Here is a 14,598-nt window from a genome sequence, read left to right as displayed (position 1 = left end):
CCGGAGCGCTGTTGCACGCTTCCTGACCCCCGACAGGTGCCAGTGAGGCTACTTGTCCGGGCGGGATACGGCGCTCGCGTAGCTCGCCTGACTGCCACACGGTGGACCTGCCCGTACGACGGCCAGACACAGGAAGGACCGAGGCGGAACCCTGCCAGCACAGGTGCCGTCACCCCACCGGGGTGATGGCACTACACCTACTGACTTCCTCGGGTTGTTGTCGGCTGTTGGGTGAGGGTCAGTCTGGTGCCGGCCAGGCAACCATCGATGAGGTCGGGCCGGAGCTGGATTTGGCGTAAGCCCCGGCGAAGGGTGCGTTCGAGGTGCTCGTCGTCGGTGAAGGCAACGTTGGCGAGCGGCCCGCGCCGTAACAGCGACCAGACACCCTCGACCGGGTTCAAGTCCGGTGCGTAAGAGGGCAGTTGGATGATCGTGAGCCAGTCGTGTGCGGCCGCGTACTCACGCATCCCGGCGGCCCGATGGGTGTTGAGACTATCCCAGATCAGCACGATGGGGGCCTGGAGTTGGATGTGGGCGCGGACGATCAGATCGCGGTAGTCGCTCCAGGCGAAGGTGTCGCGACCTTTGCCCCGGTGCTTGCGGTGGCGGCGCGGCCGGTAGATCAGCCGGGACGTCTCGCCCGGCTTGTAACAGCACATCGCCGCAATCGACCAGCGGCGCCAGGAGCGGCCCCGCACCCGCACCACCGGCGTGTGCCCACGCCGGCCCCAGGTGCGAGCGCGCGGCGGTGTCATCGAGAACCCGGCCTCGTCCTCGAAGACGATGTACGCGCCCAGCGCCGCCGCAGTCATTCCGCCCGCGGCCACACATCCTCCTTCCACAGGCCCACCGCCTGCTCGCCACGCTCAAGTGCCCGGCGGGCCGGCGACTGCCAGGACCAGCCGTGCCGGTGCATCAGCCGCCACACCGCCGCCGAGGAGCAGTCCAATCGGAACTTCCGGGCGATCAACTCTCTGATCCGGACCAGGGTCCAGCGCTGGTCCTCCCAGCCATGCACGGCCGGCCCCAGCGCCAGTTCCTGTTCCAGTACGGCGAACTGGCCATCGGACAGCTTGGGCAGTATCGGCGGCCCCGAGGAGGCGAGCGCCTCCACTCCGCCCTCCCGCCAGGCACGCCGCCAGCGTTCCACCGACCGCTCACTCACCCGCAGATCCTTCGCGATCAGCGCGTTTCTCTCACCGCGGCCAAACCGCTCGCCCGCCTCGTACCGGATCCGTTCGCGTAACCGCCGCCTCTCGGCAGCTAGTCCGCCACCCTGCGCGTACCGCATACCACCGGACTACCGCAGGGATCACCACCCGTCACCACCCCCGACAACACCCCGAAGAAGTCAGTAGGAGTTCTTTGCTGCAGTGTCGGAGAACGCGGTGTCGTTCGGGGCTTTCGGATGGCCGTCGAGCAAAGACAGACTGGCAACGACCTCGTCACCGGAAGAAACTGCCGTCGGCTGGAAGCCCACCGAGGCGTACAGGCCCGCGGCCACAGCGTTGTCCGGGTGATACGACAGACGAAGCTCCTGGCAGCCCTCACGTTGGGCCAGCCACTTCATGAGGGTCCGCACCGCCGCCCGCCCGACCCCCTGGCCCTGCTCGGCGCCATCGATCACCATACCCCCGAGCCAATACGAGCCGTCTTCATCACGACCCCACATGATGTGACCCACCACCATGTCATCGGCGCAGACCGCCATCGAATGCCAGATACCCTCCCGCAGTGACAAAAGCAGGTAGCGAGCCGCCAACGCGGGCACGTACCGGCGCTGGTCGTCCAGCGGAGCGATGTCCGCGACAGCACGCCAGTTCTCGTCATTCACCTCATGCAGGACCACACGCCGCCCCGCCCTGTCACAAAGCCCAAGGGTGATCACGGAGATCAGGCTACGAACCAAACGGTTGATCCGCGAGCCATTTGGCTTCGTGACCCACACCACCACAGGCTCTGCCGCCGGCCTCCACCACCGGTCGCGCCGGTGTCGTCAGCTCCTCATCGACACTTCCGACCTACATGATCGCCAAGCGCTGCCGGAAACCATCGACAAACACTGCCCGCCCACGCACCCAGCCGAACTCAACGACCGCCCCCACAAGACCCTCAGCTGGCAGACGCCCTCGGAACTGTTCGCTAGGCTCGTCGCAACACTGGAATGATCACGTGTTGCGACGCTCGCTGGAATCCGCCGGTCCGACGCGACTTGGTCATCGCAACATCCCTCAGGACGGGTGTTGCAACGACCTATAGAACCCAAGCCAACATGCCGGGGCCGACGAACGACGTCACAGCCACTTCGGAGAGCTCCCCCCTGATGATGCGTTGTCAGCGAGTAGCTGCCCCATTCCCAGGTAGGTCTGGCGATCCACCCGGCAGACCGTCATCGGCATCAAGGGCCCCGAGCACGCCATCACCTACGGTGAAGCCCTCACCCTGCACACCGCGGGCGCCCGCCCGCTTGACCGGCGAGGCGCACCTGCGCGGCACCCTCACTCCGGGCCGCCTCGCCGACCTCACCGTCTGGGGCCAGGATCCCGCCCTGTGCACACCTTCGTCGGCGGCCTCCTGGTCACCTCGACCAGCGCGCGGTAATCAGTCCGCTGAGCCGTGACGGGCTCTGTCCTTATGGCATGAGCGGCCGTTGAGATGGGCCTCTTGGCGGCGGGACTTGAAAACCGTGTTGAAAAACCCAGGGTGGTGATCTTCGACGAGGAGCACGCGCCCACTGGTCAGACGTGGTGCAACGCTCACAACCGCGGGGTGGGCCCGCGGTGAGAACGACGCGCAGGTCACCGTCGAGTCACCCTCACCGGCCGCCGTCTCGCGCGGCACGCTCCCTCCCGGGACGTCGAACGGCGAGGATGGCGAGTCATGACGATCGTGTTCCGGGTGCCTGCCGGTGGTGCGGAGCGGGTGGGGTTCGCCTACTCGCCGGCGATGGAAGCCGTACTGAGTCTTCATGTGCTGGTGGAGCCCAAGCACCACCCCGTCCAGCACGGCTGGGTGCGTGCGATGCGCAAGCTGTCGCCGGCGCTGAAGCGGGAGATCGAGGCGTTCTCCTACGCGGTGCGCTCGTACTTTCCCGAGTTCCTCTTTCCGCGGCCGACCGGCGGGCTGGCGGACTTCGGCAGCGAGCTGGCCGGGCTGCATACGGCGGATCCGGAGCTGGTCCGGCTGGAGTTCGCCGTCCCGCTGCTGTCGCCGTGGCCGGGCGGCGGCGAGGGCAGGGATCCTCAGGCGCTGCGGGAACCGGACGTACGCGCCCTGCTGCGGGAGCGTGTCACACGGGAGAGCGATAAGGCGATGGCCGCGATGCTCCTCGACGACCCCCGCGCGCTCCTCGAACGGTTTCTGAGCATGCTGGAACGCTACTGGCGGGAGGCGTTCGAGGAGGAGTGGGCCCGGATCGAACCGGAACTGGCCGCCGGGGTGACCGAGGCCGGGCACCAGATCGAACAGCGCGGACTGTACGGGATGCTCCGCGGCCTGTGGCCGGAGGTGCGCAGCGACCGGCAGGCCGAACGCTTCTGGCTGGAGCGCCCGCACGACCACGAGGTCGTCATCGGCCCGGACGACACCTTGCTGCTCGCCCCGAGTACCTATGTGTGGCCGCACGTGCGGGTCAACTGCGACGGTCCCTGGCCACTCGGCCTCGTCTTTCCCGTCTCGTCGATCGCCCGGGAGGCCCGCCCCAGGATTCCTCCCGCGCAGCTCGTCGGCATGCTGCGCGCGCTCGCCGACGACACCCGACTGCGGGCCCTCCGGCTGATCGCCGAACGCCCGCGCAGCACCCAGGAGTTGGCCCCGCTCGTCGGTGTCAGCGAGGCAGCCTTGTCCAAACATCTGCGGGTCCTGGCGGACGTGGGCCTGCTCGAGCGCCGCCGTGAGGGCTACTACGTCCTGTACCGGCTCGTTCCCGGACAGGTGGCGGGTCTCGCTCCCAGCCTGGAGAGCTTTCTGCACACCACCGACCCCATTGATTAGCCATCTGCCTAATAAGTGGATCAGGCGGGCCAGGGGATCCGACAGTGGCGGCATGTCACTGCTCAGGGACCGCGATTTCCTGCTTCTCTTCGCCGGCCAGGCCATCTCACGCTTCGGCGACGGCCTGTACACCGCCGCGACCGCCTGGCTGGCCTGGTCACTGACAAAGGACCCGACGGCCGTTGCCGTGGTCAGCGTGGCCGCGTTCGCACCCGCGTTCCTGGCCACGTTCGTGTCCGCCTCGTACGCCGACCGTTACGACCGCCGCAAACTGATGATCGCCACCGATCTGGCCCGGGTCGCCGTGGTGGCGGTGGCCGCGGCGCTGCTGTCCCTCGGCCTGCTGAACCTGCCCCTGCTCGTGGTGACGACGGCGTTGCTGGCCCTGATCGGCGCCCCGTTCGCCCCGGCCCGCAACGCCATCGTCACGCAGATCGTCCCGGCCGACCGTCTGCAGCAGGCCAACGGGCTGCTGCAAGTCGCCTTCCGGGCCGCCTTCTTCGTCGGCCCGCTCATGCTCGCGCCGCTGCTGGCCTACGGCTCCATGCGGGCGGCGCTGGCGGTCAACGGCCTGACCTTCCTCGGTTCGGCGGCAGCCGTGGCCGCCATCCGCGTGACCCGCCCCGTCCCGGCCGCGGACCAGGCGGGCCTGTGGGCCGATCTCGCCGCCGGACTCAGGGCCGTGCGGGCCGCCCCCGACGTGCTGGTAGTCATCGTGACCTTTGTGCTCGCCCTCGCTCTGACCAGCGGCTTCCTGACGGTGGGGCTCATCGCCGTCGTGGGACAGGGCGGCCGCTACGGCCTGCTGCTCGGCATCGCCGGGGTCGCGGAAGTGGCGGGAGCACTCCTGCTGGCCGGCCTGCGGATGCGCAGACTCGCCCTGGCGGCGGTGCTGGCCTGGGCCCTGCTCGGAATCTTCCGTGCCCCGCTCGGAATCGTCACCTCCACCACCGGGGCCGCAGTGCTCCTGATCGCCACCGGGCTGGCCTCGGCCCTCACGGACATCCCGCTGATCGCACTGGTGCAGCAGCGCATACCGAGCCACCATCTCGCGAAGGCACTGGGCCTGTGGGAAGCCGGAGTGGCAGGAGCCCTGGCCGTATCCCCCTTCGTCGCCTCGACCACCATCGCACTCACCGGAGTCCAGGACGCCTTCCTGCTCTCCGGCGCCGCCCTCGTCGTTCTGGCCACGACCGCCGCGCTCACCCTGACCCGCACAGCCAGAACACAGCGGCCCCTACAGGTACGCATCAGCCTGTCCGGTTCCGAGGCCGAACAACCGGCAGTCGCGCCGGAATCCGCCCGATGACTGACCCCCAGCTGTCGTCCAGCCAGCCTCGATTCCGCACGACCCGCCGCGAGCAAGGCTCGCCCGGGGTCCTCACCTCCTGGCCCGTCGACGACTACCTCGCCCTGCTCAGTGCCTGCCGCCGCGAACTCACTGAGCTGCGCGGCGTGTTCGGCGAACTGCTCACCGGATGCCTGAGCCAGGCCGATGCCCGGTACCTCGGCACGGACGAAGAGGCCGAACGGCTCCGGCAGTTGCTGGAGCGCCTGGCGCCGGCTCTGCGGGCCTTGACGGCGAGGCATGTAGCCCGGTTTGGGATCACTGGCCGATGTGAAGCCCCGGGCTGACTGCCGGCTTTTGCGGCTGGCCGTATCTGATCGGCGGTGGAGCCTCCTCTGAGCGCTCTCCAGCACAATGAGCGCGTGGCAAACACTGAGGAAGTTCGATCGTTGTCCCTCAGCGCAGGGCTCGTTGTCGGCATGCTGATCGGCATCGTCATCGGAGTCGTGCTCGGGGTATCCGTTTTCGCCAACATGGCGATCGGCCTGACGCTCGGCAGCGGTGCAGGCGGAATCCTCGGTATCGTTTTCACGGTGGCGCAGAGCTCACGGCGGCAATCCTCCTGAACTCTGCGCAAGGTAGGTGGCTTCCGCAGCCGCCGAAAGGCCGAGCATCGCCATCAAGGTGACAGCGAGACGAGTCTGGGCGGAGGATTACAACCGCCGTGACGTGCTTCGGCGCCTGCCCTGCACGGCAAGCTGAATCGTTCAGGATGCATCGTCCATGAACCCGAAGCCCTCCGGGAACTCTTCCAGGAACCTCTCACCGGTTCTGACAGCTCTCACCCTGGATCCGGCAGGTCCATCAGCGCGAGCTTGGCCGGGTCGATCACGACCGTGATGTCGGTGATCCGGCCGTCGATGACGGTGAACGCGAGGACCGAGAGCGGAGTGCCGTCTTCGCGCCAGGAAATGATCCCCGGGAGGCCGTTGACGAGCACCGCCCGCCCCAGCGTGGCTGCGCTGGCGGACAGTTGCGCGCCGGCTGCGACCTGGGTGGCGCCGAGAGTGACGACCACGCCGGAGGGGGTGTCGACGGTCAGTTTCACCTCCGGATCGAGTACCCGCAGCAGTTCCTCGAAGTCGCCGCGGCGTGCCGCTGCCAGGAAGGCCTGGACCACATCTCGCTGTTCCCGTCCGACGCCGGTTGGCAGCTCGCTCGCCTGGACCTTCCTGCGGGCGCGGCTGGCGAGCATCTTGGTGGCGGCTGTGGACTTGCCGAGGATCTGACCGATCTCGCCGAACGGCACCGCGAACAGGTCGTGCAGCACGAACGCCAGCCGCTCGCTCGGCCCGAGCGACTCCAGAACGACGAGAAGCGCGAGCCCGACCGAGTCGGCGAGCACCGCGTCGTCCTCGGGATCAGGATTGTCGTCGAGCGTCACCACAAGCTTGGACAGATCGTCGCCGTAGGACGCCTCCGGGCGGGCCTGGCGCGATCTCAGGACATCGAGGCTGATCCGTCCGACCACCGTGGTCAGCCAACCGGCGAGGTTGTGGATGGTGGCCGTGTCCTGGCGGGAGAGCCGCAGCCAGGCCTCCTGGACCGCATCCTCGGCGTCGGCGTGCGACCCGAGCATGCGGTGTGCAACCGCGCGCAGCCGGTCACGCTGGGCCTCGAACGTCTCGGCTATCGGGTCCCTCGGGCTGGTGTCGGACATGTTGTTACCTTCCTCGGCTCTGCTCCGTCATGGGTGATGACGGGCCCGGAGGGGCGCAGGTAACCGATGAAGGAGTCAGACCGATGGAAGCACGTGTGAAGAGCCCGGCCAATCCCGACGTGATCACAGCAATCCAGCACCTCTACAAGGCGATTCACGCCGGGGGCGTGGACAAGCACCTGCTGTCGCTGGTCCATCTGCGTGTCAGCCAGATCAACGGCTGCAGCCCGTGCGTCTTCGCCTCGATCGAGTCGGCGAAGCAGGCCGGTGAGACGGACGAGCGGCTGCACAATGTAGTCGCATGGCGCGAGACGTCCTTCTACACCGGTGAGGAACGGGCTGCCCTCGCCCTGACCGAGGCCGCCACCCGGCTCCAGGACGGCGCACCGGGTGTGACCGACGAGATCTGGGACGCGGCCGCCGACCACTTCAGTGAGGAGCAACTGGGCGCGATCACCCTGGAGATCGCGATGACCAACTTCTTCAACCGGATCAACCGCACGATCCGGGAGCAGGCCGGCAAGGCCTGGTGAGCCGGGCGGGGCGTCATCCCCCGCGGCCGCGTCGCTGCCTCGCGTCAAGGGATGACGCCCCCACAGACCAAAACTCCGGGGTCCGAGGCATTCGTGACAGGCACCCCGATACACAGGCCGTGACCATTTCTCCTGCGAAAGGGAGCTCGTACGGAAGTGGCGGGCGGGGAACGTTAGGGTCGGTGACCATGAGTCAGAGCGGTTCGCAAGCGGCGGCCTTCTTCCGAGACGTCCGCCGAAACAGCGTTATCTGGCTCGTCCGGAATGATGACGGAAGTCCGACTCACCTTTCCGCGGACGGGACCCGCAGTCTTCCCTTCTGGTCGACCTCGGCCCGCGCCCAGAGGGCCGCGAAGATCTGGGGGGCCGGGCTGCGCGTCGCCTCCATGCCCCTGGATATCTGGTGCGATCACGTACTGCCCGATGCCGCCCGGGACGGAATCATGATCGGCATCAACTGGAGCGGACCGCGTCTGGTCGGTTGGAGCTTCACCCCCAGGGACGTCGTCTACCGACTGGCGGCAGCCGACTAGATGTCGTGTCTCACCAGGTTGGTTGCACGATGTCCTCGAAGGTGAGCTGCTGCGGGATGTCCGCGAGCAGCTCGGGTGGCTGGTCGAAGGCGATGCGGTAGGCGCCCCCGGCGGTCCGGCTTACGGATGGGCGGTTGACCGCCGAGTGCGGCGTGCGGTCTCTCGTGGTTGTCGTAGTTCACAAACTCGGCGAGCGCGCCGCCGCGTTCAGGCTCGGAGCTGTGGTCGCGGACATATGCCCACTCGCGGGTGAGTGTCCCTTGGTACCTCTCCACCTTCCCGTTCGTACGAGGCGTGTAGGGCCGGGTGCGCTTGTGCTTCACACCGGTCGCGGCGAGCGCGTTGGCCCAGGTCGTGAAAGCGGTAGCACGAGCCATTGTCCGTCAGTACGCGGCGTATCGGCGTGATGCCGTAGGTAGCGAAGAAGGCTGCCGCCCGGTGCCAGAAGGCAGCGGCGTGACCGCGCGTTCGTCCTCCAGAGTCTCGGTATACGCAAGCCGAGAGTGGTCGTCCAGCGGCCCGGCGCCCTCTTGATCTCAATGAGCTGGTGGCAACGGGTACGGACACCAGTGATCAATGCCGGACGGCGTACCGCATCTGTTGGAGCGAGCCGAGCGGGACGCTGACGCGGTCCGCCATGATCTGCACAAGTACGTCGTCGGTCATCTCGGCGCTGAGCAGGTTCTCCTCGTCGACGAGACCGGCGACGGAAGAAGGGAAACGCGACCGGCGGGTGCAGCGCCAGTAGCGAGGGGCTCCTCATGCCGCCGTGAGTGCCGCCAGGGCGCGGTCCATCGCGGCGTTGAACTCTTCCGGCGCCAGCGGCAGGCGGGACTTGACGTCCCGACTCCACTGGTCGGCGAGGACCTCGGCCGAGCCCGCCTCGACACCGTCGAGCGCCGCGCCGGCCAGTTCCGACGGTGCGAGCTTGGCCACGGGCCAGCCCGCGGCCATGTCGGTGTCGGCCAGCCCGAGGTGCACCGCTGTCACGAGCGTGCCCTGCTCGGCGAGTTCCAGGCGGACGCCGTTGGTCATGGCCCAGGCGGCGGCTTTGGTCAGGTGGTAGGCATTGGCGCCCTTGCCCCCGAACCACGACATGGCGGAGAGGACGTTGACGATCGCGCCGCCGCCGTTCCCGGCGAGGGCCGGCGCGAACTCCCGGATCATTCCCAGGTGGCCGAACATGTTGGTCTCCAGCTCGCGCCGTACGGCGTCCAGCGAACCGGTCACCAGGTCGGTGCCCGTACTGATTCCCGCGTTGTTGATGAGCAGTGAGACGTCCTGGGCGGCCTCGGCTGCAGCCCTCACGGATGCGGGATCAGCGATGTCGAGGGGCAGCACGTCGACCCCGGGCAGGTCCACGGTCTCGGGCCGGCGAGCCGTCGCGTAGACCTTGCGGGCGCCTCGCTCGAGCAGACGCTGGGCGAAAGCGCGGCCCAGGCCGCGGTTGGCTCCGGTGACCAGGGCAACTGAGTTGTTGATGTCCATGCCCCGTACGCTAAAACCTGACGTTAACGTCAGAGGCAAGCGCTGATCGTCAGGGCCGGGATGAGGAGAATCACCATGACCGTCACAGAGGCCGGCGCCGAGCGGCTCATCCGTATCGGCGAGGTCGCGCGTGGGGCCGGCGTCTCGGTACGCGCCGTGCGCTACTACGAGCAGCAGGGGCTGCTCATCGCGGAGCGCAGCCCATCCGGCCAGCGCCTCTACCGGCAGGACGCCGTCACCCTGGTGCGCTTCTTCCAGCAGATGTTCGCCGCCGGCCTGACCAGCCGAAGGATCACGGAACTCCTTCCGTGCTGGGACTCCGGGCACACCGACGCACAGCAACGAGCCATGCTGCGCGCCGAGCGGGACCGCATCAAGGCCAGGGTCGACGACTTGCAGGGTGCCCTGGACCGCCTCGACGAGGTCATCGCGATCACGGACACCCACCCGTAGGCGCGGTCGGTGAGGCGGACGCTGGTCCGTTCATGGGCCGGGGTACGTGGAGTTGGATAGTTCGGGACGGCCTGTAGGAGATCGCGACGCCGCTGATCCCGCCGTCGAAGGCGCGTCCGCAGGGCGGCGGGACACAGGACACGCCTGACGAGACGCTGTTCGCGGCGTCCGGCTACGTGCCGGCCGGCAGTTCCGCATGGCGCGCTCTGCCACCTTGCTTGATACGCCTGGGCCTCGGCGAGAACGACTACGCCCAGCAGATCGAAGTTGAACACCGAGAACTGGCCGATGTCCTGGAGTCACTCCGAGCGCGCTCTCCGGCTCTTCGCGGAACACCGGAGCCACGCCTTCGACCTCCTCAAAGGCGGCGGACGCTACGGAGTGGCCAGCCCTCCGGCTCGATACGGCAGGCGAAGCGAACTGATCGCACTGACCGAGGGGTACCCAATCTCTGCACCAATGCGGCCTGCCATGCTTTGGGAGTGAAGCACCAGCACATCCTGGACAAGCTCGCGGCCCGGGGAATCGTCCAGGCGATGAACGAGGAGGTGGCCCGGTGAACCGCCCACCAGATGTCGTACCGTGGCCGGTCGCATGCCGAGGTCGAGCAGGCAGTGGTGGCGCCGCTCCTCACCCGTTGGCGTTGCCTGCTCGACGCCGCTGACGCGACGGCGGCGGCCAAGCACGTCGGGCGGGTGGCGCTGGCCACTCTGCTGCACGAGTACGGGTTCCACGACGGTGCCGTCACCGCGAGGGCCCTGGCCTCGGTCGACGAGCTCAACCGTCAGGTCGTCCTGTCCGTGGCATTCGAAGAGCAGTCTCCGGCGATCAAGGCATTGCTGCAGTCGGCGCCGACACCGCTGACGCGCCGGCCACGAATTCCCCGAACGGTCACCTTCCTACGCCCCGGCGACGTCGTCACCATCCAACTCGGCGACCGCTTCCACGCCGCCTTCGTCCACGAGCTGCACGACGCGAACGAGTTCCCGGTAATCGAGTTCTACGCCGGCTCCTTCGCCCAGCCGCCCACCATGGAACAGCTGGCAGACCGACCGGCGGCCCGAGCAGGAGGCCAGGCCCGCTTCGGGGTCGTGGGCCTGACCTTCCTGCCCGATCCCGCCCATCAAGTGGTGGCACTGGCCGCGCAGCACTCCAAGGCCCCGCACGGAGGCAATCCCCAGGCAGGCGACGGTCTGTGGACCTTGACTGACATCATCGACCTGCCGCAGGCCACAGCGGAACTCTTCGACGACGACCGGAAGTAGCACCTCCCAAGGGGCCGTGGGGTCCGCCGCCACAGAGGCGGTACTACGAGGCGCAAGGACCCTCGGCTCAGGCACCGACCTGCCGCGCACCCTCTGAGGTCGACTCGTCGCCTCCTCTGGCAGCGACGATATGACCGTGCGGGTGTGGGATCTGATCATCGGACAGCAAATGGATCGGAGTTGGTGTTCCCCGCGCGGGTTGAGGCGGTGGCCATCGCCGCAGATGGCCGACTCATGGTGGGGCTCGACCGGGAAATGGCGATGTTTGTTTGCCCGCTGCTGGTCAGGTCACGGCTCAGCACCCGGAGTGCGTGCCGGGCAGAAGCCAACCTTGGGCAGCCTACGGGCGCGAGTGCGTTTCCACCGGCGGCGGTGCGGGCGATTGTCCCAACGGTAAGTCGTCCATGCGCGGCACATCGTGCTGCGGACAGTGATGATGGTGTCGGCGAGGTCGAAGAACGCGCTGACGGCGGTGTCCCAGCGTTCATGAGGCGTGGAAGGCGTTCTGCCAGACGTGGGTGCTCCACGTGCCACCTCTGAAGGGCGCCTTCCCGCGTGTGCGCGATCTGACCGTGCAGCCCGCGTCCGGTGAGCAGGGCGCGGGTGGTGCCGGACTCGTAGCCGAAGCCCGGGTGCATGGTGATGTACTGGGGCAGGGTCCGATGTCGTCGGGGCGGTCCAGGGCCGGGGCGAACAGCGGGGGGCATGGCAGTTGGCTCCGGCCAGGAAGCGAAGCGACCCAGGGGAATCGTAACCGTCGGTCATGCCGGAGCGTTTCAGGCCCCTTCGGTGATTGCCTCGTGGTTCTTCTACTGATTGAGCTTTTCCGTACTGACGAAGTGCCGGTCGGCGCGGTTCTCCGAGACGCTGACCGAGGGGCGGGCGGTCGCGATCAGATAGGTTCTGGTCATGGTCGATGACTGGCGAATGGACCGGATCGGGAGTGCTCTGCGAGGTGAAAACCCGGCCGTGCTGCGGCGCTTGGACGCAGGGTTCGCAGTGATCGGCGATGTGCAGTTCCTGCCGGGCTACTCGGTGCTCCTGGTGGACGACCCGAAGGTGGAGAGACTGTCGGAACTGCCCAAGGCCAGGCGGCTGTCGTTTCTGTCCGACATGGACACTCTCGGAGAAGCAGTCGAGCGAGTATCCCGTCGCATGGACGCAGCCTTCCGGAGGGTCAATCTGGAGATCCTGGGCAACGCCGATGGGTTCCTGCATGCGCACGTATGGCCGCGATTCGGGTGGGAGCCAACCGACTTGGTCAGCAAACCGGTGTGGCTCTATCCCCGTGAGAGATGGACCGACGATCAGTTCGCACTCGGTCCGCAGCATGACCCACTGCGCAAGGCAATCGAGGACGAGTTGGACCGTCTGCGCTCGGCGCACTGACGGCGAGCCGACGAAGGAGATCGCCGAGGTCACTGGCCTTCTCCGTGGATGATCAGCATGCCCAGGGCGACTGGGGTGCGGTTGCGGGTTCGTGAGAGCCGGTCCATGGTTCACAGTGATTCCTGCCATCCCAAAGCAGCACCATTTCCTGTCACTCGTGTGGGACTAGGGTGATATTGGATGGTGATCAAGGTGAGGCCCGAATGCTTGATTCGACAGGCAGCACCTGGTGAGCTCCCCATCCGCATCCGTGATTTGCACTCGCGTCACGTATGAAGACCTACCGGGCTGACCCTGTCGTTACCCACGTGAGCCGGGTGCTTGTATCGAAAGTGGATCAGTAGGGTTGAGTCGTGACGGGCGTAGCGCCAGCGTCGGGGAGGGCGTCGTGTTGTTCGGGTCGCGGACCGGGTTCGGTTTGGAGTTCCACGTTGCACACGATCCGCAACTGCTGTGCGTCGACATCTTCGTCGGCGGACTCCATGTGAACACGTGGGACAACGCGTTCTATCCGCCCCTACTGGTCAAGAAGCTCAAGGACGAGCTCAGCCGCTTTCGCACGCCGACTGCGCCGCCGACGGGCTTCGTCTCGCCGCTCGAGGCGTTTCGCCTTGCCGAGGACTCGATGCGCGACGACGCCGGTACGGGAGCGGCATCCGAGGCCGGGTCGGAGCTCTGGAGGTACTGGTTCCTGGATTGGGGCGAGTGCACCGATGGCGTGCTGGCGTTCGCGTTCCCCGATGGGGACCGGGTGCACCTCGTCTGTCGGGTACGCGATGGAGGCGGCCCTGCCTGGGGTACCGAGGCCCGGCACGAGCCGACGGTGGTGTCGGTGCGTCGAACGGTGCTCGTCGAGACGCTGGAGCACAGCCTCGCCATCGCCGAACGCGAGTGGGCTGCCCGGCTCGCTGTGATCAAGGACCGCAAGTGACACCCGGTACGGCGGCGACATGACAGTGCCGGTTCCCGGGGCGACGGCGGCCACGTCGGGCAGTCGTCCGTGTTGTCAGTGGGGGCGGAGATGATGGACCGCATGACTGACGAGCAGTACTCCCGGCTTGCCGCCGAGCACCTTCCCAGCGATCTTGCCCAGCGCTGGACAGCGCTTCTACGGCCTTGCATACGCCTTCGTCGGGCGGCGGACGGCGAGCAGATCGTGGCTGTTCTCGGTGGGGACCCGGAACTTCCGGCAGGGATCGGCTGGCCGGAGTGGCCCGGACGCGGGCCTCTGTCCTTCGTCGCCTCGGTGCGTTGTGCCGCACTCCCCCGCGAGGGACTTGCCGAGCAGTTCCCGAAGGACGGGACCCTGCTCTTCTTCTTTTTCGACGGTCAGGTCGACGACGACGTCTTCGTGTCGGCTGACGACCCCGAAACCCGGGCTGGGGCGCGGGTGTTGTACGTCCCGGAGCGCATCCCCGTCGTCCCGGCAGCCACGCCGCTGGAGTTGGAGGCGTTGTCGCGGGTGGAGCTGACCGCGGACACGGAGCAGAGCGCCCCGGACCTGTGGCTGCCTCAGGTCCGGCAGTCCCTGCTCGGCGATTCCCGGCACTGGCCTCACCCCCGGGAGACCCCGGCTGAACTCAGGTCGTTTCGCCGTGCCTTCGCCCGCCTGCGCACCCGAATCGGTCACCAGGTCGGCGGCCACGCCGTGCCCGTCCAGGGACCGGTGGAGTACGACATCGCCAACGCGATGCTCGGTGGTGTGCACGCGTGGGGCGATCAGCCCTTGGACCAGGAAGCTGAACGCTGGGTCCTGTTCGCCCAGTTCGACAGCGACCAAGACGCCAAGACCGCGTGGGGCGAACAGGGCACCCTCTACTGGCTCATTCGCCCCGAGGACCTCGCCGCCCTACGCTTCGACCAGGCCAGGCTCACCGTGCAGGGCTAGTGCGAGGACCGCGAGGGTACACCGGTCTGATCGGTGTGATGAGGGCCT

15 protein-coding genes and 2 pseudogenes are annotated in these 14,598 nt (G+C 67.5%); 12 read left to right on the top strand and 5 right to left on the bottom strand.

The window, feature by feature from the left end:
• Positions 1 to 197 precede the first annotated feature (197 nt).
• Positions 198 to 1,291, bottom strand: a protein-coding gene (locus tag ABKA17_RS48035) for an IS630 family transposase (protein ID WP_502994537.1) whose coding sequence is annotated in 2 segments (ribosomal slippage) — positions 198 to 827 and positions 830 to 1,291 — 1,092 coding nt in all. Because the reading frame shifts where the segments join, the coding sequence is not laid out codon by codon here.
• Between the two features lie 60 nt (positions 1,292 to 1,351).
• Complete coding sequence (locus tag ABKA17_RS43430; protein WP_353698026.1) at positions 1,352 to 1,888, bottom strand: GNAT family N-acetyltransferase; 537 nt, start codon at positions 1,886 to 1,888, stop codon at positions 1,352 to 1,354.
• A gap of 992 nt (positions 1,889 to 2,880) precedes the next feature.
• Between ABKA17_RS43430 and ABKA17_RS43425 the strand changes: the two genes are divergently transcribed.
• From ABKA17_RS43425 to ABKA17_RS43410, 4 genes are all read left to right on the top strand, one after another.
• Positions 2,881 to 3,993: an ArsR/SmtB family transcription factor gene (locus ABKA17_RS43425; protein ID WP_353697947.1), complete on the top strand. Its 1,113-nt coding sequence runs from the start codon at positions 2,881 to 2,883 to the stop codon at positions 3,991 to 3,993.
• Positions 3,994 to 4,045: 52 nt separating this feature from the next.
• Complete coding sequence (locus tag ABKA17_RS43420; protein ID WP_353697946.1) at positions 4,046 to 5,302, top strand: MFS transporter; 1,257 nt, start codon at positions 4,046 to 4,048, stop codon at positions 5,300 to 5,302.
• Positions 5,299 to 5,628: a hypothetical protein gene (locus ABKA17_RS43415; RefSeq protein ID WP_353697945.1), complete on the top strand. Its 330-nt coding sequence runs from the start codon at positions 5,299 to 5,301 to the stop codon at positions 5,626 to 5,628. Before ABKA17_RS43420 ends, ABKA17_RS43415 begins: the two co-directional genes overlap by 4 nt.
• 75 nt (positions 5,629 to 5,703) lie before the next feature.
• On the top strand, positions 5,704 to 5,907 hold the full coding sequence (locus ABKA17_RS43410; RefSeq protein WP_353697944.1) for a hypothetical protein: 204 nt from the start codon (positions 5,704 to 5,706) through the stop codon (positions 5,905 to 5,907).
• 215 nt (positions 5,908 to 6,122) lie between these two features.
• On the opposite strand, the gene ABKA17_RS43405 is transcribed toward ABKA17_RS43410, so the two are convergent.
• On the bottom strand, positions 6,123 to 7,001 hold the full coding sequence (locus ABKA17_RS43405; protein ID WP_353697943.1) for a sigma-70 family RNA polymerase sigma factor: 879 nt from the start codon (positions 6,999 to 7,001) through the stop codon (positions 6,123 to 6,125).
• A gap of 83 nt (positions 7,002 to 7,084) precedes the next feature.
• On the opposite strand from ABKA17_RS43405, the gene ABKA17_RS43400 reads away from it, so the two are divergent.
• Entirely contained in the window at positions 7,085 to 7,534 is a 450-nt protein-coding gene (locus ABKA17_RS43400; protein WP_353697942.1) for a carboxymuconolactone decarboxylase family protein, read from the top strand.
• Positions 7,535 to 7,722: 188 nt separating this feature from the next.
• Positions 7,723 to 8,067: a DUF2750 domain-containing protein gene (locus tag ABKA17_RS43395; RefSeq protein ID WP_353697941.1), complete on the top strand. Its 345-nt coding sequence runs from the start codon at positions 7,723 to 7,725 to the stop codon at positions 8,065 to 8,067.
• 119 nt (positions 8,068 to 8,186) lie between these two features.
• On the opposite strand, the pseudogene ABKA17_RS43390 reads toward ABKA17_RS43395, so the two are convergent.
• Together ABKA17_RS43390 and ABKA17_RS43385 are read right to left on the bottom strand one after the other, a co-directional pair.
• Positions 8,187 to 8,582: pseudogene (locus ABKA17_RS43390) on the bottom strand (integrase core domain-containing protein); the annotation flags it as partial.
• Positions 8,583 to 8,826: 244 nt separating this feature from the next.
• Positions 8,827 to 9,555: an SDR family oxidoreductase gene (locus tag ABKA17_RS43385; RefSeq protein WP_353697940.1), complete on the bottom strand. Its 729-nt coding sequence runs from the start codon at positions 9,553 to 9,555 to the stop codon at positions 8,827 to 8,829.
• A gap of 75 nt (positions 9,556 to 9,630) precedes the next feature.
• On the opposite strand from ABKA17_RS43385, the gene ABKA17_RS43380 reads away from it, so the two are divergent.
• From ABKA17_RS43380 to ABKA17_RS43350, 6 genes and pseudogenes are all read left to right on the top strand, one after another.
• Positions 9,631 to 10,008: a MerR family transcriptional regulator gene (locus ABKA17_RS43380; RefSeq protein ID WP_353697939.1), complete on the top strand. Its 378-nt coding sequence runs from the start codon at positions 9,631 to 9,633 to the stop codon at positions 10,006 to 10,008.
• An 80-nt stretch (positions 10,009 to 10,088) separates the two neighbouring features.
• Positions 10,089 to 10,226, top strand: a pseudogene (locus ABKA17_RS43375) (IS5/IS1182 family transposase); the annotation flags it as partial.
• Between the two features lie 354 nt (positions 10,227 to 10,580).
• On the top strand, positions 10,581 to 11,273 hold the full coding sequence (locus ABKA17_RS43370; RefSeq protein WP_353697938.1) for a hypothetical protein: 693 nt from the start codon (positions 10,581 to 10,583) through the stop codon (positions 11,271 to 11,273).
• 909 nt (positions 11,274 to 12,182) lie between these two features.
• Positions 12,183 to 12,662 carry an HIT family protein gene (locus ABKA17_RS43360; protein WP_353697937.1) on the top strand — a complete coding sequence of 160 codons (480 nt, stop codon included), beginning with the start codon at positions 12,183 to 12,185 and terminating at the stop codon, positions 12,660 to 12,662.
• Positions 12,663 to 13,050: 388 nt separating this feature from the next.
• Entirely contained in the window at positions 13,051 to 13,593 is a 543-nt protein-coding gene (locus ABKA17_RS43355; RefSeq protein WP_353697936.1) for a hypothetical protein, read from the top strand.
• Between the two features lie 102 nt (positions 13,594 to 13,695).
• The gene (locus ABKA17_RS43350; RefSeq protein WP_353697935.1) at positions 13,696 to 14,550 is read left to right on the top strand and encodes a YwqG family protein; all 855 of its coding nucleotides are present in this window, start codon (positions 13,696 to 13,698) and stop codon (positions 14,548 to 14,550) included.
• Positions 14,551 to 14,598 lie beyond the last annotated feature (48 nt).

The organism is Streptomyces sp. RG80, assembly GCF_040446465.1.
Lineage (GTDB): Bacteria > Actinomycetota > Actinomycetes > Streptomycetales > Streptomycetaceae > Streptomyces.
This window is presented reverse-complemented; position numbering and strand designations above follow the sequence as displayed.